This is a genomic window from Spirosoma arcticum (assembly GCF_054779955.1).
This window is the reverse complement of the sequence record NZ_BAAGXG010000002.1, coordinates 418,703-442,833: the sequence shown is the minus strand read 5'-3', so window position 1 is coordinate 442,833 and position 24,131 is coordinate 418,703. Positions and strand designations below refer to the sequence as shown.

22 protein-coding genes and 1 tRNA gene are annotated in these 24,131 nt (G+C 50.0%); 6 read left to right on the top strand and 17 right to left on the bottom strand.

Features of this window, described 5'->3' with window-relative positions:
• Positions 1-2: 2 nt before the first annotated feature.
• Positions 3-935: an RraA family protein gene (locus tag ACYVHB_RS06340; RefSeq protein ID WP_461050663.1), complete on the bottom strand. Its 933-nt coding sequence runs from the start codon at positions 933-935 to the stop codon at positions 3-5.
• A gap of 12 nt (positions 936-947) precedes the next feature.
• The gene (locus tag ACYVHB_RS06335; RefSeq protein ID WP_461050661.1) at positions 948-1,883 is read right to left on the bottom strand and encodes an RraA family protein; all 936 of its coding nucleotides are present in this window, start codon (positions 1,881-1,883) and stop codon (positions 948-950) included.
• Positions 1,884-2,010: 127 nt separating this feature from the next.
• Between ACYVHB_RS06335 and ACYVHB_RS06330 the strand changes: the two genes are divergently transcribed.
• Positions 2,011-3,435 (top strand): mandelate racemase/muconate lactonizing enzyme family protein, encoded by a 1,425-nt coding sequence (locus tag ACYVHB_RS06330; RefSeq protein WP_461050660.1) that lies wholly within the window; start codon positions 2,011-2,013, stop codon positions 3,433-3,435.
• A 62-nt stretch (positions 3,436-3,497) separates the two neighbouring features.
• Here the strand turns inward: ACYVHB_RS06330 and ACYVHB_RS06325 are convergent, their stop codons facing one another.
• The 3 genes from ACYVHB_RS06325 to hemC are packed head-to-tail and all read right to left on the bottom strand — an operon-like array spanning position 3,498 to position 6,610.
• Complete coding sequence (locus ACYVHB_RS06325) at positions 3,498-4,409, bottom strand: TIGR01777 family oxidoreductase (RefSeq protein ID WP_461050658.1); 912 nt, start codon at positions 4,407-4,409, stop codon at positions 3,498-3,500.
• Between the two features lie 60 nt (positions 4,410-4,469).
• Positions 4,470-5,672, bottom strand: a complete 1,203-nt coding sequence (locus ACYVHB_RS06320; RefSeq protein ID WP_461050656.1) for an ABC transporter permease — start codon at positions 5,670-5,672, stop codon at positions 4,470-4,472.
• Between the two features lie 8 nt (positions 5,673-5,680).
• The gene (gene hemC / locus ACYVHB_RS06315; RefSeq protein ID WP_461050653.1) at positions 5,681-6,610 is read right to left on the bottom strand and encodes a hydroxymethylbilane synthase; all 930 of its coding nucleotides are present in this window, start codon (positions 6,608-6,610) and stop codon (positions 5,681-5,683) included.
• A gap of 299 nt (positions 6,611-6,909) precedes the next feature.
• Between hemC and ACYVHB_RS06310 the strand changes: the two genes are divergently transcribed.
• Together ACYVHB_RS06310 and ACYVHB_RS06305 are read left to right on the top strand one after the other, a co-directional pair.
• Entirely contained in the window at positions 6,910-7,317 is a 408-nt protein-coding gene (locus ACYVHB_RS06310; protein ID WP_461050651.1) for an Hsp20/alpha crystallin family protein, read from the top strand.
• A 368-nt stretch (positions 7,318-7,685) separates the two neighbouring features.
• Complete coding sequence (locus ACYVHB_RS06305) at positions 7,686-8,732, top strand: ribonucleotide-diphosphate reductase subunit beta (RefSeq protein WP_461050650.1); 1,047 nt, start codon at positions 7,686-7,688, stop codon at positions 8,730-8,732.
• Positions 8,733-9,179: 447 nt separating this feature from the next.
• On the opposite strand, the gene ACYVHB_RS06300 is transcribed toward ACYVHB_RS06305, so the two are convergent.
• A tRNA-Gly gene (locus tag ACYVHB_RS06300) sits at positions 9,180-9,255 on the bottom strand.
• A 319-nt stretch (positions 9,256-9,574) separates the two neighbouring features.
• Between ACYVHB_RS06300 and ACYVHB_RS06295 the strand changes: the two genes are divergently transcribed.
• Entirely contained in the window at positions 9,575-10,762 is a 1,188-nt protein-coding gene (locus tag ACYVHB_RS06295; RefSeq protein ID WP_461050648.1) for a type III polyketide synthase, read from the top strand.
• On the opposite strand, the gene ACYVHB_RS06290 is transcribed toward ACYVHB_RS06295, so the two are convergent.
• Positions 10,722-11,462, bottom strand: a complete 741-nt coding sequence (locus ACYVHB_RS06290; protein WP_461050646.1) for a glycosyltransferase family 2 protein — start codon at positions 11,460-11,462, stop codon at positions 10,722-10,724. The genes ACYVHB_RS06295 and ACYVHB_RS06290 overlap by 41 nt on opposite strands.
• 144 nt (positions 11,463-11,606) lie before the next feature.
• Between ACYVHB_RS06290 and ACYVHB_RS06285 the strand changes: the two genes are divergently transcribed.
• Positions 11,607-12,692, top strand: coding sequence for a TerC/Alx family metal homeostasis membrane protein (locus tag ACYVHB_RS06285; RefSeq protein WP_461050644.1), 1,086 nt, complete (start codon positions 11,607-11,609; stop codon positions 12,690-12,692).
• A 61-nt stretch (positions 12,693-12,753) separates the two neighbouring features.
• Positions 12,754-16,812, top strand: coding sequence for an AAA domain-containing protein (locus tag ACYVHB_RS06280; protein WP_461051034.1), 4,059 nt, complete (start codon positions 12,754-12,756; stop codon positions 16,810-16,812).
• A 31-nt stretch (positions 16,813-16,843) separates the two neighbouring features.
• On the opposite strand, the gene carA is transcribed toward ACYVHB_RS06280, so the two are convergent.
• From carA to secY, 10 genes are all read right to left on the bottom strand, one after another.
• On the bottom strand, positions 16,844-17,947 hold the full coding sequence (gene carA / locus ACYVHB_RS06275; protein WP_461050642.1) for a glutamine-hydrolyzing carbamoyl-phosphate synthase small subunit: 1,104 nt from the start codon (positions 17,945-17,947) through the stop codon (positions 16,844-16,846).
• Between the two features lie 83 nt (positions 17,948-18,030).
• A complete protein-coding gene (gene rplQ, locus ACYVHB_RS06270; protein ID WP_461050640.1) occupies positions 18,031-18,687 on the bottom strand; it encodes a 50S ribosomal protein L17 in 657 nt (218 codons plus the stop codon).
• A gap of 89 nt (positions 18,688-18,776) precedes the next feature.
• On the bottom strand, positions 18,777-19,766 hold the full coding sequence (locus ACYVHB_RS06265; protein ID WP_461050638.1) for a DNA-directed RNA polymerase subunit alpha: 990 nt from the start codon (positions 19,764-19,766) through the stop codon (positions 18,777-18,779).
• A 183-nt stretch (positions 19,767-19,949) separates the two neighbouring features.
• The gene (gene rpsD / locus ACYVHB_RS06260) at positions 19,950-20,555 is read right to left on the bottom strand and encodes a 30S ribosomal protein S4 (protein WP_461050636.1); all 606 of its coding nucleotides are present in this window, start codon (positions 20,553-20,555) and stop codon (positions 19,950-19,952) included.
• Positions 20,556-20,641: 86 nt separating this feature from the next.
• Positions 20,642-21,037: a 30S ribosomal protein S11 gene (gene rpsK, locus ACYVHB_RS06255; protein ID WP_080238324.1), complete on the bottom strand. Its 396-nt coding sequence runs from the start codon at positions 21,035-21,037 to the stop codon at positions 20,642-20,644.
• A 103-nt stretch (positions 21,038-21,140) separates the two neighbouring features.
• Complete coding sequence (rpsM, locus tag ACYVHB_RS06250) at positions 21,141-21,518, bottom strand: 30S ribosomal protein S13 (protein WP_461050634.1); 378 nt, start codon at positions 21,516-21,518, stop codon at positions 21,141-21,143.
• A gap of 2 nt (positions 21,519-21,520) precedes the next feature.
• Entirely contained in the window at positions 21,521-21,637 is a 117-nt protein-coding gene (gene rpmJ, locus ACYVHB_RS06245; protein WP_091512700.1) for a 50S ribosomal protein L36, read from the bottom strand.
• Between the two features lie 86 nt (positions 21,638-21,723).
• Positions 21,724-21,942 (bottom strand): translation initiation factor IF-1, encoded by a 219-nt coding sequence (gene infA, locus ACYVHB_RS06240; protein ID WP_009284801.1) that lies wholly within the window; start codon positions 21,940-21,942, stop codon positions 21,724-21,726.
• A 7-nt stretch (positions 21,943-21,949) separates the two neighbouring features.
• Entirely contained in the window at positions 21,950-22,789 is an 840-nt protein-coding gene (gene map, locus ACYVHB_RS06235; RefSeq protein ID WP_461050632.1) for a type I methionyl aminopeptidase, read from the bottom strand.
• 6 nt (positions 22,790-22,795) lie between these two features.
• The gene (secY, locus tag ACYVHB_RS06230; protein ID WP_461050630.1) at positions 22,796-24,112 is read right to left on the bottom strand and encodes a preprotein translocase subunit SecY; all 1,317 of its coding nucleotides are present in this window, start codon (positions 24,110-24,112) and stop codon (positions 22,796-22,798) included.
• Positions 24,113-24,131: the final 19 nt, after the last annotated feature.

Genomic DNA, 24,131 nt, shown 5'->3' with positions numbered 1-24,131 from the left:
CGTCACCAGGTGCGTTTGCTCATCATCTTGTCTAATTCGGGCTTAGTCATTGCTCCCAGCTCTGGATGCTGGCCGAGCCATTTCAGAAAGTCCGTTTTGATTTCGTCCGTCCACTGGCTGTCAATCTGACCCGTTGTGTAGCGACCTGATTTAACGACGTCGAAACCATACTGATCTTTACGAATGACAAATTCTGCAGTGCTGATAACCTGTTCGGCCATGTGAGCGGGCACAAAGAGGACGCCTTCCCGCTGGGCAATCACCAAATCGCCCGGCAAGACCATAACCTGACCAATACGAATGGGGGAATTCAGGCCCATGAGCACCATTTCTTCCAAAAAAGAGGGGTGAAAATCGCGAACAAACGCGTTGAATCCATTAATCGCCTGCAATTCCTGCAAGTCCCTGGCCGCTCCGTTAAAAACAACTCCGTTGCCGGTTTTGCTATAAATAGCATTGCCCAACGTAGCGCCCATGAGCGTTCCGCCCCCAATTTTCCCGAAAGCGTCGGCCACGTACACATCGCCCTTCGTCAGCGTTTCGATTGGCCAGGTATTCGTGTTGCCCTTTCTGCCCTGTTTGGTAATACCGCGCTCTTTAACGGCCTTTTCAACGTCCGGGCGGCTGGGCATGAACTGAGCCGTTACTGCCCGGCCAACCACCGGCACATCGTCTTTTATCAATTTCCAGTTGCCTTCAAATTGGTTCGTGTAGCCTTCATTCTTCAGGACCGTCCACGCATCATCAATACCAATTTTTTTTGCCCGCTGAACTAAATCATCCGAAATCTTTGGCCGACCATCCGCGAACCGCTCTCCTTTCCACTCGGATGTCAGAAAGGTTAATTCTTCTTTTGGAATCGTTTGAGCAAGCAACGGGTGAGCGACGCAGCCAATAGCAACAAGAGGGACTAAACAGGCAATGTTTACGTTCATTCGTATGGTGGATTAATGTCCTTTTGCTAAATAAGCCTCTACATCCTTTTCGGTTATTGCTAATTTTTTGGGGTATTTGGCAACCCACGTTCTGAACTCACCCTTGATTTTATCCGACCAGTCACCGTGTATCTCGCCAGATGGATACTTGCTTTGCTGAAGCAGTACCCGCTCAAACTCGTCGCGAAGGGCGGTCATTTCCGAAGCCGACACCAGCCCTTCGACGAGGTGAGCCGGGATAAACACGGTTCCGTATTCATTGGCAAACACAACATCGCCCGGCAACACCGTCACCTCACCAATGCGAATGGGTGCATTGATCGACGTTGGCGTCATGTCTTTGATGTAGGATGGATCATGACCTTTCACCCAGGCATTGAAGCCTTTCGTGTCCTTCAGTTCCTGCATATCCCGAACCGATCCGTAAAAGATAACGCCTTTACCCGTTTTGCCATAAATAGCATTGCCGAGGCTCGACCCAATCAACGTTCCATCCTTGATCTTACCGTACCCATCGGCTACATAAACGTCCCCCTTTGTTAATACGTCAATGGGCCAAATGTTGATACCGCCCTTTTGCGAACGGCCTTCGGCTTTACCCTGCGCTCGGACTAAGCTGTCGAGGTCGGGGCGGGTAGGCATGAACTGGGCCGTGACGACCCGGCCAGTCATGGTTTGACCAGGATTCAGCATGATCCAGTTCTTTTCGACCTGGTTTCTATAGCCCTTATTGCCTAAGTAACCCCAGACTTGCTCCAGCGTACAATTTTGCAGGCGGTCGAGCACCAAGTCAGGCACTTTCGGACGACCATCGGGCGAACGTTCGCCTTTCCAGTTTGCCGTTAACGCAGTGACGTGTTCAGGTGACGAACCCACCCGTTGAGCCTGCGCTGGATAAATTGCCGAAAGAGTGAAGAGTGTTAATGCAAACAGCGTTCTCTTTATCATCGCGTTGTTTCTTAAATCTGCAGGGTCTTTTAGACCTTACAGGTTTAAAAAGACAGTTGAATAAGTAAAATACTGGCATTTGTTTATTTTGTGAATAAACAATGCTGAACCAAGATGCCCCGTCTTCATGAAAAAATTCTTCGCTCACCTATCATCATCCGGCGCGTCTGCTGACCGCCGTGATTTCCTGCGCAAGGCCGGGTTAGGCGGCCTCTCGCTTGGTCTCTCATTCGACGGTCAGCACGACCGGGAGTTGGAGTTTATCACCCAGAAAGTGAGTCGTGATTCTAAACCGTCGGACCTGAAAATTACGGACATGCGCGTGGCTGTTCTGAGCGGGGTTCCGTTCAGTAGTCCCATCATCCGCATCGACACGAATCAAGGCTTAGTGGGCTGGGGCGAGGTACGCGACGGAGCCAGCGCCAATTACGCGCTGATGCTCAAAAGCCGGATACTGGGTAAAAACCCCTGCAACGTCGAGCAGATATTCAAGCAAATAAAGCAGTTTGGAAACCACAGCCGGGCGGCTGGGGGCGTCTGTGGCGTTGAAATGGCCCTGTGGGACCTGGCGGGCAAAGCGTATAACGTGCCTGCTTATCAACTGCTGGGCGGCAAATACCGTGATTTTGTTCGTCTGTATGCCGACACGCCCGAATCAAACACCTACGAAGGGTTCGCGGAGAACATGAAAAAGCGGAAGGATCAGGGCTACTCGTTTCTGAAAATGGACTTTGGCATCGGGATGCTGGCCGGTCAGCCTGATTTGCTTGTAAACGCCAACAACTGGAGCGTGAAGCGGCAGTGGGATGACCGGGAAATGGGGAAACTGGGCAACTACGCGAATACAAAGCACCCGTTTACGCGGATTCAGGTCACCAAAAAAGGCTTGGATAAATTAGTGGAGCACGTGGGTAAAATACGCGACATCGTCGGGTACGATACGCCCTTAGCGGCTGACCATTTCGGCCACTTCGACGTTAACACGGCCATTCAGATTGGCCGGGCAATGGAACCGTTCCGGCTGGCGTGGCTCGAAGATCTCGTCCCGTGGTTTTACACCGATCAGTGGAAGCAGATTACGGATGCCATCGACACGCCAACGCTGACGGGTGAGGACATCTACCTGAAAGAAGATTTCATCAAACTCATCGACGCTAAAGCCATCGACATGATCCACCCCGATCTGGCTTCATCGGGTGGTTTGCTGGAAACCAAAAAGATTGGCGACTATGCGGAGGAAAAAGGAATTCCGATGGCAATGCACTTTGCCGGATCGCCCATTTGTATGATGGCCAACATTCACTGCGCAGCCGCCACGGAGAATTTTGTAGCTCTCGAACACCACGGTGTGGACGTAGCCGGTTGGGAAGACATCGTTACGGGTCTTAAGCCAATTGTTGATAAAGGATTCGTGAAAGTGCCGGATGCCCCCGGTTTGGGAGTGAATCTTAATGAGGAAGCCGCGAAGCGTTTCCTGAAAAAAGGCGCTACCTGGTTTGCACCCACCGATACGTGGAACACCAAAGATTCAGCAGATCGCGAGTGGAGCTAAAAGTGAATGTAAAATGCATAATGAATAATGGTGCCCGATTGTCCCATTATTTATTACGCATTTTACATTAATAAATTCTCCAGCGCCTTCGTTAAATCGCCGTACTGGTACTGAAAATCTGTTTCCTCGGTAAGGCGCTTGTTTAGAACGTAGTTGCCACCCGTGACGGTGATGGATAGCTCGCCAAACATCAGCTTAATAACGAAATTGGGAATGTTGGGCAACACCATCGGGCGATTCAGCACCCCCGCAATGGCCCGCGTCAGGGTCTCGTTGGTAACGGGCGTGGGCGCAACCGCATTGTAAACGCCCTGCCACGATTCATCGTTTATAGCCTGTACGTACAGTTGGCACAGGTCGTCGAGATGAATCCACGAAATATATTGCTGCCCTGACCCAATGGGTGCCCCGGCTCCCAACCGCACCGGCTGGGCAAGCTTGGGCAAGGCACCACCCGCCATTGTCAGCACCACGCCCGTCCGAAACTTCACCGTGCGAATGCCGAGCGCAGCCACCTGATCTTCCGATTGCTCCCACGCCCGCGTTACCCGCGCCAGAAAATCGGATCCGCCCGAACTGGTTTCGGTCAGCGGGCGGTCGCCGGTGTCACCCCCGTAATAACCAATGGCCGATGACGCAATGAATGACTTTACCTTATACGGATTTTTCGCCAAGGCCCGCGCCAGTAATTCGGTCGATTCGGTGCGTGAGCTTAAAATTTCGTCTTTTCGTGCACCGGTCCAGCGTTCGTCGGCAATGCCCGCTCCGGCGAGATGAACGATGTGATCGGCCGACTGAATGGCATGGGGGTCGATGTGCCCGCGCTTAACATCCCACTGATAGGTTTTCACATGAGGAACCTGAGTAGGTGACCGGCTCAGATAGGTAACAGTATACCCTTGTTGTTGAAGCAGATGCGTCAGCCGACGGCCGATGGTGCCAGTACCGCCGGTGATTAACACGGTTTCATTCATGGATAGGAGTGGTACGTTCGTGAGGTAGTAACCCGATAAACCGGTTTGTGGTTTGACCGGTCAATCTTCGGCCAGCGTCCGCGAAATATTCATGCGGTAAACGCCCAAGGCAGGCAGGGCAGCGGCCAGCAAACCAATCAGCACCGCTACACCCAGCAACACCCATTCCTCAGGTAGAATGCCGAACGCTCCCAAATCGTAGTGGTACTCCGACGAGACTGTGCTTGAGAACAGCCAAAGCCCAACCCGGCTGAGTAAAACGCCCAGCACGAAGCCAATCAGGGCCAGTACTAAGCCTTCGAGCAGTAACATGCCGAACAATTGCGCCCGCGTGGCACCCATTGACAGCATCAGGGCCATTTCGTAGCGTCGCTCCTTCAGCGAGTTGTAGAGCGATACAAACACACTAATACCCGAAATCAGCATAATTGCGATGGCCAGACCGCGCAACGTGTCAACACCTACACCCAGCAACGAAAACAGCCGGTTGATTTCAATGTTCGGCAAAGCCGCCTGTAGCTTAGAATTGGTGTTGATGCCCCGCGCCAGCATCATCCCCATCGGATTCCGAAACTTAACGAGCATACTGGTAATCTCGCGGGGTTCTTCCTCATGGGATTCCCCTTCGTGCCCTTCGCCCTCCTCGTGGTGTTCGTGAATGGCCCACACGCTCGACACGGGCGTCAGTATGAGCTGATCGGTGACGGTGTTGGTGGCGTTCAGTATCCCCACAACCGTATATTTCGAGTCGGCGTGTTGTTCACCTTCGGCATCAAGTCCATGCGACCCGCTGAATGTATCCCCAATTTTTAGCTCAGCCCCGGTTGCCACACGCGGCCCGATAACCACGTCAAGGTCTTTCCCGAACAAGCGCCCCTGTGCAAGTGTAGCGCCAAAATGATCAAGGTATTTTTGGGTGGTCCCCACCACCCGAAACGACCGATAGTTGTCGCCCATCGCGAGCGGAATGGCCGTTTTAATCATCGGGTTACGCGTGAGCCGTTCCGCTTCGTCGAGTGGAATGTTACCCACCGGCGAGTCGATCTGGTAGATACTGGAGAGAATCAGTTGTAGTGGACTCCCCTTGGCCCCCACCACCATGTCGATGCCCCGGATGTTCTTACGAAACTGATCATCCAGTTGCTTGTTGAGCAGCAGCAGCAACGAGATAATCGTGATTCCGAACGTCATGAGCAGACCGCTGAGAAAACTGCTCAGCGGCTTGTCTTTCAGGTTACTCCAGCTTATTTTGAACAGGTTCATCGAAGTTTTTAGATAGATAGCTGGTGCCGGATCACCCGTAGAATTTCATTGCCCCCCTGCCCCAGAATGCTCTCGGCCAGTTCGTGACCAAGCGATTCGGCCTGAGCAACCGGACCAACAAAAGTTTCGCGCAGGAGTTGGTTACCGTCCAGACCGATCAACCCGCCGGTCAGGCTAAGCTGCTCCTTCTGGTGGGTCGCCAGCGCAAACACCGGAATGCTGCACCCGCCCTCTAACCGGCGCAGAAATGACCGCTCGGCTTTCAAAACGGCTTCGGTTGGCTCGTGGTTAGTCAGTTGCCGGACCGCGTTTAGTTTGTCGAGGGGTAAGGTGTCGGCCGCTTCGATGGCTACGCTGCCCTGCCCCACGGCGGGCGTAAAGTCGTCGACGGGCAAGTATTCGGCAATCAGATCGTCGTACTGCATCCGGTGGACACCAGCGTAGGCCAGAATCAGCGCGTCGCACTGCCCCTCGTCGAGTTTACGCAGCCGGGTTTGCAGATTACCCCGCATGTCGACAACCTGAATATGAGGGCAAAAATGCCGCAGCATGGCTACCCGGCGCGTCGATGAGGTACCTACAACAAACGCTTTCCCACTCGTGAGCGACAGCGTTTTGTCGTGACTAATTAATGCGTCGTTGACCCGTTCGCGCTCGGTGAAGGCAATGATGCCCAAGTCAGGCGGTAGTGATGACTGCAAATCTTTGGCACTATGAACAGCAATATCAACGGTGCCCGAGCGGAGCTGGTCTTCCAGTTCCTGTGTAAAAATGCCTTTGCTGCCAATCTTGGCCAGGGACCGATCCAGTATCAGATCACCTTTGGTTTCAATGAGCACCAATTCCGATGTCAGCCCCCCCGCTCTCAAAAGCGTTTGTATATGCTCCGCCTGCCAGAGGGCCAACTGGCTACTTCGTGTTCCGATTCTGATATGCATACGAAGACAAAGATACAATCAGATCAGCACCGAAACAGGCGCTGAGTGGCCAAAACGTGTCGAACGTTGTAGAACAGAAACCCCATAAAGACCACAATTTGCAACACCACAGTTCCCTCAACAATTCTTTGCCTTTATGACAGATCACTACTCATTTATTGCCTTGACAGCGTCAAAACGGCATTTATCAGCCAAAGCAAGTCTTATTTACTGCCAGGCTGACGGGGATTTTTGGCTACGTTAGATTAGGCACGAGGTTTGTTTATAAAATAGTAATTGACTAGTAAACAGCAACTCCTATGAAAGCGGTAGAAAATGTATTTCAGGGAACGGGTGGTCAGGTTGATTTACTCAATACCCTATACGGTGGCTCAAGTCAGACGACCATGAAAATAGAGCGCGAAGAAGAGCGGCTCATTATCAAATTGTCGGCTCCGGGAGTAAGTGCAAACTCGTTTAACGTACTTATCGAAGGCACTAAACTTGTTCTTTATACCCTGCTCGTCAGTACGTCGAACCGGCAGATTGAGGATGGCGGCAGTCAGCGTTTAGCGGTGCCCATGTTTCTGCGTGTGCTGGACATTCCGTCTTTTGTCGATGTCAATCAGATTGAGGCCGTTCATGAGCGTGGTCAGGTGCTGGTAACTCTGCCGTTTAAAGATGAGGAGCACATGCACCGTCGAATCGACATCAAAGACCTGTTTTAAGTACGTTTTCCCATCCGGGGTCCTTGCCGACTCTGTAGCCTATAGATCAGATTACGAGCCACCTCTACGGAAGTGGCTTTTTGTTTGTACCCTCCCAGAACGTATGCTATATACGACATAATAAGCTGACAATCAGGTATTAAATTATTTTATAAGAATTACGCAAAAACTTATTCACGCTAAATTTTACAATGTGCTGATTGCGTACAGGTTATCTTTTATCCAGCGTAAAGAGCGGACAGACTGTTGAATAATACAACTTGCAGAAGTGACGGGAACGCCTAATTTTGTTGAAACGATAGTTTTCTCATCTTCTCAATTTAGTTCAGTTGACAAAACTGGCAATTCTAATAAAACACATTCCCGATATGGTACAACACGACGTAATTGAGCCGATTCTGAAAGAAGATAAAAACCGCTTTGTGCTTTTCCCCATTCAACACTGGGATATTTGGGAATACTATAAAACCCACGAAGCGTCGTTTTGGACTGCCGAGGAGATTGACCTCGCTCAGGACATGCCGCATTGGAACAGTCTTAACGACGGAGAACGGCATTTCATCTCGCACGTATTGGCGTTTTTCGCAGCCTCCGATGGAATCGTTAATGAAAATCTCGCCGTCAACTTTCTTTCGGAAGTGCAGTATGCCGAAGCCAAGTGTTTTTACGGTTTTCAGATAATGATGGAGAACATCCACTCGGAAACGTACTCCCTGTTAATTGATACCTACATTAAAGATTCTGCCGAGAAAGACCGGCTTCTGAATGCCATCGACACCATTCCTTGTGTTCAGAAAAAAGCCGAGTGGGCCTTGCGCTGGATTGACAACGGCACCTTCGCCGAGCGTCTGATCGCCTTTGCGGCTGTAGAAGGCATTTTCTTCTCTGGTTCGTTCTGCTCCATCTACTGGCTCAAAAAGCGCGGTTTAATGCCGGGCCTGACCTTTTCTAACGAACTCATCTCGCGCGACGAAGGCCTGCACCGCGACTTTGCGTGTATGCTCTACACCGATCACATTCAGAACAAGATGCCTGAGTCGGCGGTGTATGACATCATCCGTAACGCCGTCGAAATTGAGCAGGAGTTTGTATCCGACGCGCTGCCGGTGTCGCTCATCGGCATGAACGCCGAGTTAATGAAACAGTATATTGCCTTCGTAGCCGATCACCTATTAACCACACTCGGTCTCCGCAAAATATACAACGTCACCAACCCGTTCGACTTCATGGACATGATTTCGTTACAGGGCAAGACCAATTTTTTCGAGAAGCGCGTCGGCGAGTACCAGCGGGGCGAAGTGATGGCCAAGTTCAAAGCCATGAAAGCCCAGGCCATGCAGCCGCAGGGCGATTCGACCACAGCCCCCGCAGCGGTTGAGGAACCAAAAGGGTTTGTGTTAGACGCTGACTTCTAAATTTCATCGTACAGGCTACAAACAAAAAATGCCCCGATGATCGGGGCATTTTTTGTTGACTCTGGTACCAGGAGCGGGAGTCGAACCCGCACGGGCTTGTGGCCCACAGGATTTTCGTACCAACTACAGCTTTCGCTGCTCGCTGCCCTATGCAACGATTTGTGGTCTGGACTTTCTCTTCACCGTATCCCGTTTTCGGGACCGTAGGTGCCACCTTTTAAGTCTCTACACCTTCCACACTAACTTTCGTTAGCGGGCTTGGCTCGGGATTGCCAATCGATTGCTCGATAAGGTTTCCCCGAATTTAAGCGGTTCTACGTCGGTCGTTTCCAAGCGCGCACTCAATTTTGTCTAAGTCCGGCGTGTCTACCAATTCCACCATCCCGGCATTCATCCCAACAAATTGGGCATTTACGAAAAAAGCACCGTCGGGCGGTGCCTTTTTCGTGGAGCGAAAGACGGGGTTCGAACCCGCGACCTCGACCTTGGCAAGGTCGCGCTCTACCAGCTGAGCTACTTTCGCATTATTCCCCGAAGCGGTGACCAATCTACCCGTCTGTGGCGAATTGGGAATGCAAATTTAGGGTGTTTTCGCCATTTGTCAAGTCTTCGATCCTAAAAAATTTAGGAAATGACGGGCTGTACAAGGTTAAAAACTGACTAAGAATGAGTTAGACTGGTAATTTACTTCACGATAACAACCTGCGAAATCATTCTCTCAGTCAACATAAACAGTATTTAGATTACTGGCAATCGCATAACTTTCGATTAGAACCCATAGTTATACAGCATATCCAGCGTTAACAAAGCAGTTTACCCCGTTCCGGCGGAATACCCACGCAATGAGAGACCATTCCAGTGCATACATTAACGGTATCGGTACGGCCGTGCCAGCCTATTCGTCTACGCAGCAGGAAGCCGCCCTGTTCATGGCCGATGTATTACAACTTGATGAACGCGACAGTCGGCGGTTGATGGCTCTGTATCGCCACACGCGCATCGACCGGCGTCATACCGTATTGGCCGACTACGTTCGCCCTCGCGAAGAGTACACATTTTATACCAACTCGCCCGGCATGGAGCCGTTTCCAACGGTGGGGCAGCGCATGGGCTTATACCGGCAGGAGGCCGTTCCACTGGCGCTGAAAGCCATCCATGATTGCTTTACCAGCTACCCCGATTTTGACCTGCAGACGATTACGCACTTGATCACAGTTAGTTGTACGGGTCTGTATGCACCGGGACCGGACATTGAGATCATCGAAGCACTGGGACTCCCAACAACCACCCAGCGATTAGCCATCAACTTCATGGGCTGCTATGGAGCCTTCAACGGGCTGAAAACGGCTGATGCCATTGTTCGGGCCGACACCGATGCCAAAGTGCTGGTCGTCTGTGTTGAACTTTGCACGATTCATTTCCAGAAGAAAACCGAAACTGATCACCTGCTCTCCAATGCACTGTTCGCCGATGGTTCAGCAGCCGTGCTTGTGGAAGCGCAGCCTAGGCCTGACCTGGCTTTTCGGCTACGGTCGTTCTATTGCGATCTACTACCGGAAGGCAAAGAGGCAATGGCCTGGCACGTCAGCGATTTTGGGTTCGAGATGACGCTGACCTCGGCCGTGCCGACATTTATCCAGCAGGGCATTGGCCAACTGATGGAGCGGTTGCTAAACCAGTGCCAGCTCACACTCGACGACGTGGGTCATTATGCGCTGCATCCCGGTGGGCGACGGATTCTGGAGGTAATTGAGCAACAATTAGGCATTACTGCTCACGACGACCGCCACGCCTATGAAGTGCTGCGTCAGAATGGCAATATGTCGTCGGCGACGGTGCTGTTTGTGCTGAAAGAGATCTGGAACGAACTGGCCACCGGCGAGTTGGACGTAAATCCCGACCGGCCCAATATTCTAAGTTGTGCATTTGGGCCGGGCCTAACGCTGGAGTCTATGGTGCTGGAAGCGATAGTGGCCGAGCCGGAGTACGCTACGTTAGAACTTTCCAACGCATCAGCCCGAGTTTTGTGAGCATATACAGCAACGAGGTTCTTAGTACACCTAAGCCGTAAATGGAACTGCGGGTGAAATTTATGGACGATGCCTCTTCAAAATACTTGGTTGGACAAGTTACTTCAGCAATTTCGTAGCCCTTGTAAAAAATCTGAGCGATCATCTCATTATCGAAAATGAAGTCGTCGGAATTGTGTGTGAAGTCTAAATTACGCAGTACATCGCCCGAAAACGCCCGATACCCCGTATGGTACTCGGATAGCTTCTGATTCATCAGCAGGTTTTGCGTAAACGTCAGAAAGCGGTTGGCAATGTATTTGTACATCGGCATTCCGCCTTTAAGTGCACCTTTACCCAATATGCGGGATGCAAACACCACCGGATACAGCCCGTTGCCAATGATCGAAATCATGGCGGGGAGCAGCATCGGCGTGTATTGATAATCGGGGTGAAGCATCACCACAATGTCGGCACCAAGTTCGAGGGCTTTAGCGTAGCAGGTTTTTTGATTACCGCCGTATCCTTTGTTCCTGTCGTGGCGAATGACGTAACGGATACCCAACTGACGGGCTACGTCGACGGTATTATCGGGACTGGCATCATCGACAAGGATAACATCGTCGACAAGGTCAAGTGGAATTTCGCGGTAAGTACGTTCCAGCGTTAGGGCAGCCCGGTAAGCAGGCATGACCACAATAACTTTGCTACCATTAAACATGGTTCAAAACTAACGCCCAACGGCCATTATGCCAATATTTTGCCCCACAAACAACGTCCCTTCGGCAGATTGAACGTAGTTTTACTTTCGCAATTCAACCATTAAGGCTGGGTAAGGTACCTTTTCTACCCACGTCAATAACCTATGTTTACCAGCGAAACTTCATTTTTTCTGGCCTTCGCGGCTTTCGTTCTTGTTGTCATGGCGCTTGACCTTGGGGTGTTCTCCCGAAAAAAGAGCCATGTCGTCCATTTTAGAGAAGCGGCCATCTGGAGCGCTATTTGGGTTGCTCTTTCCGTTGCTTTTTATTTCTTCCTGAAAAATTATGGCTACTTAGTCCATGGCATTACCGACCTGACCCGGCTTCAGGAAATTCGGGACCGCTACGCTGATCATGTCGATTTTGTGCCGGGTGATTTTGCGGCCAGTTTAGCCCGTTTTCAGGACAACATGGCGCTGGAATACATCACTGGCTATTTGGTTGAATACTCCTTGTCAGCCGACAATATTTTCGTTTTCATTCTAATTTTCAATTCATTCGGCGTTCGGGAACGGTACTACAAGAAAATTCTTGTTTGGGGAATCCTGGGAGCCATTGTCCTGCGGTTTGTCTTTATTTTTCTTGGAGCCGCTCTGTTAGAACGGTTCGACTGGATCATCTACATCTTCGGAGCTTTTCTGGTTTACACCGGTGTTCAATTATTCTTTCAGAAGGAGGAAGACGAGAAGATTGAGCCGAGCAGCCATCCCGTTGTGCGGTTCGCCAGTAAATACTTAAATGTGTATAACCGCAACGTAACGGATAACTTTTTCGTCCGTCGGAAGTCAGACCGAAAGCTGTTCGTAACGCCCCTGTTTCTTATTGTTATTGTAGTAGCTTTCACCGATCTGATCTTCGCAGTCGATTCAATTCCGGCCATTTTTTCAATCACCAAAGACCCCTACATCGTCTTTTTCTCGAACGTATTCGCCATTATGGGTCTGCGGTCGATGTTCTTCTTCCTATCGAGCATTATCAGTCAATTCCGCTTTCTGAAGACAGGATTGGCCGTTCTGTTGACGTTTATCGGCGTTAAAATGCTGACCGAACACTGGCTGGAAGAGCTGGGTTTTAAACCCGTTTATTCGCTCTACGTTATCGTTGCTATTCTGGGGGTGAGTATCCTGGCCTCATGGCTTATACCAGAGAAGAAGCCGGAAAGTCTGAACCAAGATTTAACCAAGATTTAACCGATTTACGGGATTTGCTTTCATACGCGTTCTACTCCTGTAAACCAGTCAAATCTTGAAAATTATAGTTCAGAAAACGGTTCTCAGCGCCTTCCGCCGACGCCTGACCAACCTTGGCAGTCGCAACCGGTCGCTGCTGCTGACAAGTCTGCCCGCCAGTCAGTTTCTAGATCTGCACGAAACCAATTTTCTGCTTAATAAACCATCATTTAACCTTATTGCCAATCTGATTGGGCGTAAAACGTCGGTGCCTGTGTGCGAGGTACTCGACGCCCGCCAGGAACGCAGTAACGAAGTCAGCCGCAAAGTCCGGCGCATCGACCGCACCGCCCGGTTCATTAAGGAAGAGAGCGGCACCGACGATCTGTACGTTGGCTGGCCCTTTGTGCGGGGTAAATTCATGGATGGCACGGTTGTGCATGGGCCGTTGCTGTTCTTTCCGGTGCAGCTTTCGCAGGAGGGTAGATTCTGGAAACTCACGCGCCGGAGCAATGAACTGGCGTTCTTAAATTCCACGTTCGCCCTTGCCTACGGCCAGTTTAACCAGCTAAAACTACCGGACGACCTGATTGAAAAAACGGTGGACGATTTTGACAAAGACCCATTGGTCTTCCGGACGCAACTGTACGAATGGCTCAAAGAGACGCCAGTTGAAATCAACTTCAACCCGGATTTATTCACGGATCAACTCCAGTTTTTTGATAAACAAACCGCTAAAAGTCTCGACCAACTCGAACGTGCCGGGGAATTAAAACTGTACTCAGAAGCCGTGTTGGGCATTTTTCCGCAGGCAGGATCGTTTCTGGTACCCGATTACGATGCGCTGATAGGACGAGAAGGGAGTGAAAAAGAGGAGATGGAAATGCCGTTTGCCGGTGTAGACTGGGAGCTGGCAAACAAACCAAATGATTTCTCAATTTCTGAGCGATTTATTCGCACTCCTCTCCCACTCGATGCCGCGCAGGAAGCGGCCGTGCGGGCGGTTAAGTCGGGGCAGTCGATTGTGGTTCAGGGGCCGCCCGGCACGGGCAAGTCGCAGCTAATTGCTAATCTGATGGCTGACTCGGCTGCATCGGGCAAGCGTGTTTTGTTGGTATGTCAGAAACGAGCGGCCCTCGATGTGGTGCACGAACGGCTTCGTCAGGTGGGAATGGCCCCGTTTATGGCCTTGATTCATGACTTTCAGGACGACCGACGAACGTTGTACGCTCAGCTTGCGGAACAGATTGAGCAAGTTGACACGTACCGCCAACAGAACAACGGCTTAAACGCCGTGTTGCTCGAACGGGACTTTGAACAGGAAAGCCGCCGGATCGACGAAGCAATCACGAGTTTGAACGTGTTTAAAGATGCCCTGTTCGACACGGCTGAATGCGGACTGTCGGTCAAAGAGCTTTATCTAACCAGCAGTCCTCAGAAACCAACCGTTGAGTTAGGGGATGTCTATTTACAATTTCCCTTTTCTGTTGCAGACGACTTTGTCCGACGATTGGCTGATTACGCGGGGTATCGGCGACGGATTGGCACGACACATCCCTGGGACGACCGGGTCAATTTTGCCCATTTCACCGCGCAGGACACAGCTAAAGCAGAGCAGGTACTTGTGCGCTGGTCGCAAACAGCGGATTTAACAAAGGAACAGCTGCGTATGCTGCTTGACCGGCCACTTTCGCGGGCCGAACTAACCGACTGGCTGGCGCACGACGGGGAATTAACGGCCTTACTGGCGTTGCTCAACACACCCGATGCAACGGCGCTGTGGGCAATCAGTCAGGTGCTGCGTACAAACCCAGCCCATCCGGCTCAAAAAATCGGTGAATCAGCTCTGGAGGTATTGATAGCGGATTGGGAGGAAACACTGGCGCTACCCGGTCCTGAATGTAGTCTTCAACCTATTGACCGACCCGCTTTTCAGATTCTATTATTCAGTGCGCTCACCGCCCGCTCGTCGTGGGTTCGCTGGCGTTGGTGGCAACTGACTGATCCTGGCAAAGTACAGCTTCAGCGAGTGGCCTTAGCCAACGGATTAACTCTTTCAACAGTTGACTTACAAACGCTCAAAATAAAGATTGATAAACGTCTTCAATTAGCGACAATCGACCATCAGACGGAGCTGTTGCTTACTGGCTTGCCCGTTCCCAATACGCCCGATGGGTTACGACTTGTGGGCCGCGCCCGACAGCTAATTGATCGAATAAATACCATCCAGCCACTGCATATTTTACCAGCATGGGTTTGGACAACTCATCAGCAGTTTACCAATGTCGTAACGAGCGTACTAACCATTGCAACGACAATAGTGGCTGAGCAGAGAATCGGCAAAAGCTACTTGACTGATAATCAGCTAAATCTTGTTTGGCAAAATGGCGAGTACGCGCAAACGTTACGCACCGCCCTTCGGCAGGATTTTGATCTTCTGATCGGAGCAGACCAGTTGAAAGCGGGTTTTTCTGATGCCGAACGAACCGTTATCGGGCGATTAGCAGACATGGCGTCTTCCCGGTGGGTAGCCACGTTTCAAAACGCCCTCTGCCTGACCTGGATCGACCATATTGAGCAAAAACACCCGCAACTTCGTAGCGTTTCGTCGCTCAGAATGGATCAGATTGAGCAGGATTTGCAGGAGAGTGTTGGGCGAAAGCAAGCCCTTAGCCGTGCTATTCTGTTAGTAAAATTGCGCGAACAAACGTACCGAAACTTGACCTTCAACCGGTTAAGCAACGTAATTACTTACCGCGACTTGTTGCATCAGACAACGAAGAAGCGCAACGTATGGCCCGTTCGGAAGTTGATGGAATCGTTTGACAGTGAGGTGTTCAGGGTGCTGCCGTGCTGGTTAGCCTCACCCGAATCGGTATCGGCTATGTTTCCCCTACGCGATGATTTGTTTGATCTGGTGATTTTTGACGAAGCCTCGCAGTGTTTTGCGGAACAGGGTATTCCAGCCATGGCACGGGGCAAACAGGTCGTTGTCACGGGTGACAACCAACAACTCCGCCCCAGCGACTTATACCGAACGCGCATAGACGAACCCGAACCTGACGACGAAACGCCCGTTGCGATGGAGGTCGAATCGTTGCTTGAACTGGCAGTTCAGCAACTGCCGCAAGTATCACTGACCGAGCATTATCGTAGCCGTTCGCTTGATCTGATTGCTTTCTCGAACCAGCATTTCTACCAGAACAAACTCTTGCTCCTTCCTCCTTTCAGCGATGCGAATGGGCATGAACCAGCTATTCGCTATCTGCACGTGAATGGCACATGGCAACAGAATAAAAACCCAGTTGAAGCCGAGGCCGTTTTACAGTTGCTCAGCCAGGTTGCAGTAGACCTGCCCGGTCGTTCGGTGGGCATCGTTACGTTCAACTATCCGCAACAGCAACTGATTCAGGATTTGTTGGACGACCGGCGTTCTGTTCCCTCACCGACCCATCGGACCGCCCCAACCCCTCTCCCAGAGGGCGAGAGGAATATATCACCTAACCCAGATAGCCTTACTCCCTCGCTCTCTGGGAGAGGGGTTGGGGCGGTCCGACGGGTCGGTGAGGGAATATTTGTAAAGAACATTGAAAACGTGCAGGGCGATGAGCGCGACGTTATCATTTTCTCGGTCGGCTATGCACCCGATGAGCACGGGCGATTAACTATGCAGTTTGGCAGTTTGAGTATGCACGGTGGGGAAAACCGCCTGAACGTGGCCGTTACCCGAGCGCGGGAACGGGTCTACCTGATCACAAGTTTGTGGCCCGACCAATTAATTGTAGATGAGACTGCCAACAAAGGTCCCAGATTGTTAAGAGCTTACCTGAACTACGCCCTCAACGTATCTCAGGGCCATTTCCGCCCCACGCCCCAACCCAACGTCCTGTTGCCCACCACTTCGTTACTGAAAAATCTACTGGCAGCTCAACATCCTGACTGGCTACCCGAACTTCCCTTCGCTGATTTAACTGAAAAGAACGGCGACACCTACCAATCGTTAATCTTAACCGATGATGATGCGTATTACCAGCAAACGCCCAAACAGGCTCATGCTTATCTACCAATAGCGTTGCAAACCCGAAAATGGCCGTTTCAGCGCGTCTGGAGTCGGGAGTTTTGGCGAAAATGGATGGATTAAAAAATTGCAAATTAATAGTCCAAGTCTCTGTTTACTCCTTCAACATTCCTACAAACTGATCGAACAGATAGCGTGAATCGTGCGGCCCCGGTGACGATTCAGGATGGTATTGTACCGAAAAAGCGGGCTTATCTTTTCGCCTGATGCCCTCGATGGTTTTATCGTTCAGGTTGATGTGCGTCAGTTCAACGTTGGCGTGATCCATTATTTCCTCAGCCCGCACCGCAAAGCCGTGATTCTGCGACGTAACTTCACAATGCCCCGTAATCAGATTCTTAACTGGATGGTTCAGACCTCGGTGGCCATTATGCATTTTATAAGTTGAAATGCCGCTGGCCAACGACAGTATCTGGTGACCTAAACAGATGCCAAATAGGGGCTTTTCATTGTCCAGCGCCTGCTTCACCGTCTCAACAGCGTAGGGCATAGCGGCCGGGTCACCAGGTCCGTTAGCAATGAAGTACCCATTAGGCTTCCAGGCAGCTAAATCGGCGTAGGGAGTTTGGGCAGGAAACACTTTACAGAACACACCCCGTTCGTTAAAGTTGCTCAAAATGCTCCGTTTAACACCCAGATCCAGCACAGCAACTCGTAGGTCGGCCTCAGGGTTACCTTCCTCGTAAGCCTCGGTCGTGCAAACTTCCGATGACAGTTCTAACCCCGCCATGTCGGGCACTTCCTGCAATCTGGTCAGCAGAGCAGCGGAATCAAGGATTTCGGACGAAATGATGCAGTTCATTACTCCTTTCGAGCGAATATAACGGACCAACTGCCGCGTGTCGACGCCATGAATACCAACGATGCCAGCCCGCTCGAAATAATCCTGCAACGACCCGTCAGCGGTGTAACGCGAGTGAATGCCGGAGAAAAAATTACAGACCATTCCTCGAATCTTCACTCCGCCCGACTCTTGCTCAGCATCGTGCAATACACCGTAATTGCCGATGTGCGAAGTTGTGTTGATAATTACCTGTCCATAGTAAGATGGATCAGTATAGATTTCTTGGTAGCCGGTCATACCCGTGTTAAAACAGATTTCTCCCCCGGCTGTACCAACTTTTCCAAGAGCAAGTCCCCGGAATACTGAACCGTCTTGCAAAACCAACAGCGCTTCGGGTTGCTGCGTATGTTTCATGAGTGCGTTTTGGTAAAAAAGCCTAAAAAAAGGGGCTAACCGTTCCGGCTAACCCCAATTTCATACAAATAACTATTCTCTCATTAGTCTTGCTTCTTCTCATTATCAGACGGCTCCCCAAAGACCGATGGGGCCTGATCTGTCTGATCTTCTTTCGTTAGGTCGGAAACGGGAGCAGCAACCGGTGCTTCCGGCGTCTCGGTCACCGTAGTATCTTCCGTATTTTCCGACCCAGATTCTGCTTTAGCTTCTTCTTCAGTAGCAACTACGGTTGCAACCGGTGCCGAATCTTCAGTAGCCGGACGCGCCCCCCCCCCCCGGCGGCTCCGACGGGTTTTTGTTGTAGCGGTTGCTTTCTCAGCAGCCGCTGATAGCAGAACTTCGTTGAAATCAACGAGTTCAATCAGGCACGTTTCAGCATTATCGCCCAACCGGTTGCCTAATTTGATAATTCGTGTGTAGCCGCCCGGACGGTTAGCGATTTTGTCGGCCACCACTCCGAATAATTCTTTCATCGTCTCTTTATCGTTCAAATGCATGAACGTAATACGACGGTTTTGGTAGGTATCTTCCTTGGCCCGAGTCAAGATAGGCTCCACAAACTTGCGAAGTTCTTTGGCTTTGGCAACCGTCGTTTCCACACGCTTGTGCAGAATAAGCGACGACGCCATGTTCTCCAGCATCGCTTCGCGGTGCGAATGCGTCCGGCTTAAGTGGTTATGTTTTTTACCGTGTCTCATTATAGTGTATAAGTGTTTGTGTGTTTACGTGTTTCGTGCCGGAGTAAGCTCACAAACTCAAACACATAAACACCAAAACACTTTTTGGCTTAATCTTCGTCTAATCTGTATTTGACGACGTCCATACCAAACGTCAGATTCTTCTCTGCAACAAGCTGCTCTAACTCCGTCAATGACTTCTTACCAAAGTTGCGGAACTTCATCATATCTGAAATCTCCAGCCGGACCAAATCACCCAACGTGCGAACGTCAGCCGACTTGAGGCAGTTGTAGGCCCGAACCGACAAATCCAGATCCGCCAATGACGTCTTCAGCAACTTCCGCATATGAAGCACTTCTTCATCTACAACATTCTCTTCTTCCAGTTTAGCCGTTTCAAACGTCATCGTCTGGTCGGAGAACAGCATAAAATGCTGAATCAGGATGTAAGCCGCCCCCTTCAGTGCTTCCTCGGGATGAATAGAGCCGTCTGTTTCGATATCCAGTAACAGCCGTTCATAATCCGTTTTCTGCTCAACCCGCGTATTTTCAACGCTGAATTTAACGTTCTTTATCGGTGTGTAGATAGCATCGATAGGAATGTGGCCAAATGGAAGCTCGTTAGCGCGTGGCTCGTCCGCAGGCACATATCCACGACCTTTCTCTACGAAGATTTCCATCTCCAGTTCCCGAGTGTCATCAATGTGACAAAGTTCTAACTCGGGATTTAACACCTCGAACGAGGGCGAAAACTTAGAAATATCACCGGCTTTTAAAACCGATTGCTTTTTGATGTTAACCGTGATTTTGTTGTCAACCATGTCGTTGATCTTCTTAAATCTGACCATTTTCAGATTAAGGATAATCTCCGTCACGTCTTCAACGACGCCCTCAATAGATGAGAACTCATGTAATACACCAGGAAATTTGACACTCGTGATGGTGTACCCTTCCAGTGAAGACAGCAGAATGCGCCGTAACGCGTTGCCGATTGTTACACCATATCCTTTTTCGAGGGGTTTAAATTCAAACACACCGTGAAAGTCGTCGGCTTTCTCCACTACGACTTTGTCGGGCATTTGGAACGCTAATATTGACATACGTTTCGTATCGTTTAAAGCAGTTCTCTGCCTTGGCGTGAAGACTGAAATACAGTTTGCAAGATTACATTGGTTGTTCTGACTGGTTACCGGTTCGCTCCGGCGCAATTAAAACCAAACCGCTGAATCCGAAAACCATCTATATCAAAGAAAGCAGAACTCTACAGAGCGCTGCCAACTCAGTTATTTCGAATACAATTCAACGATGGCCTGCTCGTTGAAGTTCTCCGGAATTTGATCGCGTTCGGGGTAACTAATAAACTTACCCGCCATCTGTTGGCCATCCCACTCCACCCAGTTGTAACGCTTCGTATTACGGGCTGACAGGCTTGAGGAGACAGCTTCCAGCGACTTCGATTTCTCCCGAACACCGATAATTTGTCCCGGCTTAAGCGAATAGGAGGGAATATTCACTACCTCACCGTCAACAATAATGTGCTTGTGTGAAACCAACTGACGAGCTGACCGGCGTGAAGTTGCGATACCCAAACGATACACCGTATTGTCTAAGCGGGCTTCACACAGTTTCAACAGGTTCTCGCCTGTTATTCCTTCCCGAACCTGGGCACGGTGAAACAGCGCACGGAACTGACGTTCCAGAATACCGTACGTGTATTTTACCTTTTGCTTCTCAATTAACTGGAGCGCATATTCAGATTGTTTCCGCTTGCGGCCCCGACCGTGCATACCCGGTCCATAGTTTTTTTTCTGAAGCGCCTTGCTGGGTCCCATAATAGGCTCACCAAACTTGCGCGAAATTCTGGCCTTCGGCCCAATGTAACGTGCCATTCTTTATTTATGAATACATGTAAAAACCTGGACAGACACAACCTAATGTCGCCTGCCCTTATTCATTTATTGTCCGCGAAAACGCGTTAAACGCGACGGCGCTTCGGTGGCCGACAACCGTTGTGCGGCATAGGAGTAATATCGCGAATCGTGGTCACCTCAATTCCCGAATTCTGAATAGTACGGATAGCCGATTCACGACCGGACCCTGGACCTTTCACAAAAACTTCGGCTTTCCGCATGCCCAAATCATGAGCGACGGCAGCACAATTTGATGCAGCCGTCTGAGCGGCATACGGCGTGTTCTTCTTCGAGCCGCGGAAGCCCATTTTACCAGCCGACGCCCAGGAAATAACCTGACCGTTCATATTGGTAATCGAGATAATGATATTGTTGAACGTTGCCCGGATATGCACCTGACCAACAGGTTCAACAATTACTACCCGCTTTTTCGCTTTGTCTTTGCGTTTTGCTTGAGCCATTTTCTGAGGTAATCGTCAATTTGCCATTGCGTATCATTACTTGCTGTCTGATCTAACATCAAACAACCACAAATGTACCGCATGACGATGAACGACCTGTTTATTACTTAGTTACCTTCTTCTTGTTTGCTACTGTTTTCCGCTTCCCTTTGCGAGTACGTGAGTTATTTTTGGTATGCTGTCCGCGAACCGGTAATCCTTTCCGGTGCCGAAGTCCCCGATAACAACCAATGTCCATCAAGCGTTTGATGCTCAACTGCACTTCGGAGCGTAGCGCACCTTCCACCTTGTATTCGTTTGATATAGCATTACGCACGGCGCTCGCTTCATCGTCCGACCACTCACTCGCCTTCTTATCGACGCTGATTCCAGCGTCAGTAAGAATTTTCTTGGCCCGGCTCCGGCCGATGCCAAAAATGTACGTCAGCGCAATTTCGCCCCGCTTCTTGTCTGGAATGTCTACACCTGCAATACGTGCCATGCTTAACCTTGTCTTTGTTTGTAACGGGGATTCTTTTTGTTAATCACGTACAGTTTCCCTTTCCGACGGATCACCTTGCAGTCTACGCTGCGCTTTTTAATGGACGCCTTGACCTTCATGGTTAAACCTTGTTTTTGGTGTTTCAGCTGTTAAATGAGTAAGCACATGCACAAGTGGCAAATACCAAACACGTAAAAACTTAACACTATTTATACCGATACACTATCCTTGCCTTACTTAAATCATAAGGCGACATTTCTAATTTTACGCGGTCTCCGGGTAAAATCTTGATGTAATTCATCCGCATTTTACCAGAAATATGAGCGATAACTTCATGCTTGTTGGCCAGTTCGACCCGAAACATCGCATTTGATAACGCTTCTAAAATCACACCATCCTGTTCAATTGAATTCTGCTTTGCCATGTTCGCTTTAAGCCGCCATCAGTTCTTGTGTTTCAACCATCAGGCTTGTATTAGCGGTGACTGCCTCAATGTATTCAAAGGTTGTTAATATCTCTGGTTTCCCTTTGCGGACTGCCACAGTGTGCTCAAAGTGAGCTGATGGCTTGCGGTCAACTGTCCGAATAGTCCACCCATCACGTTCCTGCACAACCCCTTTCTTGCCGAAATTAATCATAGGCTCAATAGCCAGAATCATTCCTTCGCGCAGTTTAGGACCTTGTCCCCGTTTACCGTAATTAGGAACTTCGGGAGCCTCATGTAACTCCTGACCAACACCATGGCCCACTAATTCCCGAACCACCGAGTACCCAAACTTTTCCGTGTACGCTTGAATAGCATACCCAATATCACCAACCCGATTTCCTTCAACTGCCTTCTCAACACCAAAATATACTGATTCCTTGGTCCGGGTTAACAACCGACGCACTGCGGGAGATACTTCACCGATTGGGTAGGTATAAGCACTGTCGCTGTGATACCCATTCAATTTTACACCACAGTCAATTGATGCAATGTCTCCATCCCGTAATTCGTATCGACCGGGAAGTCCATGCACAACTACATCGTTAATAGATATGCAAAGGGAGGCTGGAAACTTGTTATAACCTAAGAAAGAAGGATGGCCACCGTTATCTTTAATGAACATCTCAGCAACTGCATCAAGTTCCTTCGTAGCAATACCAGGCCGAATCAGCTTTGCCACTTCGGCATGAGCCTTTCCAAGCACCTGAGCACTGATTTTTATCAGGTCGATTTCTTCATCGCTCCTGAGGTAAATCATTTTATCTTTTTTATCCGAACCGGCCATCTCTGCTTACGCTGCTGCTGTCTCGCTTGTCCGTCCCTGCACACGACCCGACTTCATTAACCCTTCGTACCGACGCATGAGCAAATAGCTTTCTACTTGCTGCAACGTATCCAACACAACACCTACCATAATAAGCAGAGACGTACCACCGAAGAACTGAGCGAAACCACTGGTCATACCAAACAAGTTGGCAATGGCAGGCAGAATCGCCACGATGGCAAGCATAATAGCACCTGGTAGCGTGATGCGATCCAGCACAGTACCAATGTAATCAGACGTTTGAATACCGGGCTTTACGCCTGGAATAAACCCTCCACTGCGTTTCATATCGTCGGCAATCTGAACCGGATTAACCGAGATCGCCGTGTAGAAGAACGTAAAGACAATAATCAGCAAGGCAAACAAAAGATTATACTGCCAACTCGTGTAGCTTGCAAAAGCGTTTTGAACGTTTGCAGCAAAATCACTCCTCTCCGCAAAAATACCTGCTACGTATGTTGGTACGAACATCAACGCTTGGGCAAATATAATCGGCATAACACCAGCAGCATTGAGCTTCAGAGGTAGATACTGACGCTGACCGCCTACTACTTTATTACCAATAACCTGCTTAGCATATTGAATTGGAATCCGACGAACGGCCTGAGTCAGCACCACTGCGCCCATAACTACAAAATACAGGGCAACCAATTCGAGCACAAAAATCAGAATACCACCCGTACCACGCGATTGTTGTTCACCAATAATGGCCTGCGGTAGCCGCGACACAATTCCAATCATGATAATCATCGATATACCATTACCAATACCCTTGTCTGTGATGCGCTCACCCAGCCACATGCAGAAAATGGTGCCGGAAGTCAGAATAAACAGAGACGAGATGGTAAACAGCGCACGATCAATGAGAAGGGCCTCATTTGGGATTGTTGTTTGAATGTACGTAATGGCCTGCACCGCAGTAACCCCAATCGTAAGCACCCGCGTTATCTGGTTCAGCCGTTTTCGCCCTGACTCCCCTTCTTTCTGCATTTTCTGAAAGTAAGGTAATGCCAGCGTGAGTAGCTGAATAGCAATTGATGCCGATATATACGGCATAATGCCCAACGCGAAGATTGATGCTTTGCTGAATGCTCCTCCCAAGAAGGTATCTAGCAAGCCAAGTAAACCCTGAGGATTGAGGTTTAGCTTGTTTGGGTCGACACCCGGTAACACAATTGCAGAACCAAGGCGAAACGCCGTGATAAACAACAACGTATTGAGAATGCGACCCCGCAACTCGTCAATAGAGAAAATATTTTTGAACGTACTGATGAGTCGGTTCATAAGATAGGGCGGCTTGAGC

What these genes read in the sequence shown, in the direction of transcription:
- rpsK (WP_080238324.1), bottom strand. Translation starts at nt 21,037, where the DNA reads ATGGCTCAAGCAAAACGCAAAGACAAAGCGAAAAAGCGGGTAGTAATT.
- rpmJ (WP_091512700.1), bottom strand. Translation starts at nt 21,637, where the DNA reads ATGAAGGTCAAGGCGTCCATTAAAAAGCGCAGCGTAGACTGCAAGGTG.
- ACYVHB_RS06325 (WP_461050658.1), bottom strand. Translation starts at nt 4,409, where the DNA reads ATGAATGAAACCGTGTTAATCACCGGCGGTACTGGCACCATCGGCCGT.
- ACYVHB_RS06335 (WP_461050661.1), bottom strand. Translation starts at nt 1,883, where the DNA reads ATGATAAAGAGAACGCTGTTTGCATTAACACTCTTCACTCTTTCGGCA.
- ACYVHB_RS06290 (WP_461050646.1), bottom strand. Translation starts at nt 11,462, where the DNA reads ATGTTTAATGGTAGCAAAGTTATTGTGGTCATGCCTGCTTACCGGGCT.
- ACYVHB_RS06310 (WP_461050651.1), top strand. Translation starts at nt 6,910, where the DNA reads ATGAAAGCGGTAGAAAATGTATTTCAGGGAACGGGTGGTCAGGTTGAT.
- map (WP_461050632.1), bottom strand. Translation starts at nt 22,789, where the DNA reads ATGGCCGGTTCGGATAAAAAAGATAAAATGATTTACCTCAGGAGCGAT.
- rplQ (WP_461050640.1), bottom strand. Translation starts at nt 18,687, where the DNA reads ATGAGACACGGTAAAAAACATAACCACTTAAGCCGGACGCATTCGCAC.
- ACYVHB_RS06295 (WP_461050648.1), top strand. Translation starts at nt 9,575, where the DNA reads ATGAGAGACCATTCCAGTGCATACATTAACGGTATCGGTACGGCCGTG.
- ACYVHB_RS06340 (WP_461050663.1), bottom strand. Translation starts at nt 935, where the DNA reads ATGAACGTAAACATTGCCTGTTTAGTCCCTCTTGTTGCTATTGGCTGC.
- rpsD (WP_461050636.1), bottom strand. Translation starts at nt 20,555, where the DNA reads ATGGCACGTTACATTGGGCCGAAGGCCAGAATTTCGCGCAAGTTTGGT.
- ACYVHB_RS06285 (WP_461050644.1), top strand. Translation starts at nt 11,607, where the DNA reads ATGTTTACCAGCGAAACTTCATTTTTTCTGGCCTTCGCGGCTTTCGTT.
- ACYVHB_RS06265 (WP_461050638.1), bottom strand. Translation starts at nt 19,766, where the DNA reads ATGTCAATATTAGCGTTCCAAATGCCCGACAAAGTCGTAGTGGAGAAA.
- ACYVHB_RS06305 (WP_461050650.1), top strand. Translation starts at nt 7,686, where the DNA reads ATGGTACAACACGACGTAATTGAGCCGATTCTGAAAGAAGATAAAAAC.
- secY (WP_461050630.1), bottom strand. Translation starts at nt 24,112, where the DNA reads ATGAACCGACTCATCAGTACGTTCAAAAATATTTTCTCTATTGACGAG.
- rpsM (WP_461050634.1), bottom strand. Translation starts at nt 21,518, where the DNA reads ATGGCACGTATTGCAGGTGTAGACATTCCAGACAAGAAGCGGGGCGAA.
- ACYVHB_RS06320 (WP_461050656.1), bottom strand. Translation starts at nt 5,672, where the DNA reads ATGAACCTGTTCAAAATAAGCTGGAGTAACCTGAAAGACAAGCCGCTG.
- ACYVHB_RS06330 (WP_461050660.1), top strand. Translation starts at nt 2,011, where the DNA reads ATGAAAAAATTCTTCGCTCACCTATCATCATCCGGCGCGTCTGCTGAC.
- carA (WP_461050642.1), bottom strand. Translation starts at nt 17,947, where the DNA reads ATGAAACATACGCAGCAACCCGAAGCGCTGTTGGTTTTGCAAGACGGT.
- infA (WP_009284801.1), bottom strand. Translation starts at nt 21,942, where the DNA reads ATGGCAAAGCAGAATTCAATTGAACAGGATGGTGTGATTTTAGAAGCG.
- hemC (WP_461050653.1), bottom strand. Translation starts at nt 6,610, where the DNA reads ATGCATATCAGAATCGGAACACGAAGTAGCCAGTTGGCCCTCTGGCAG.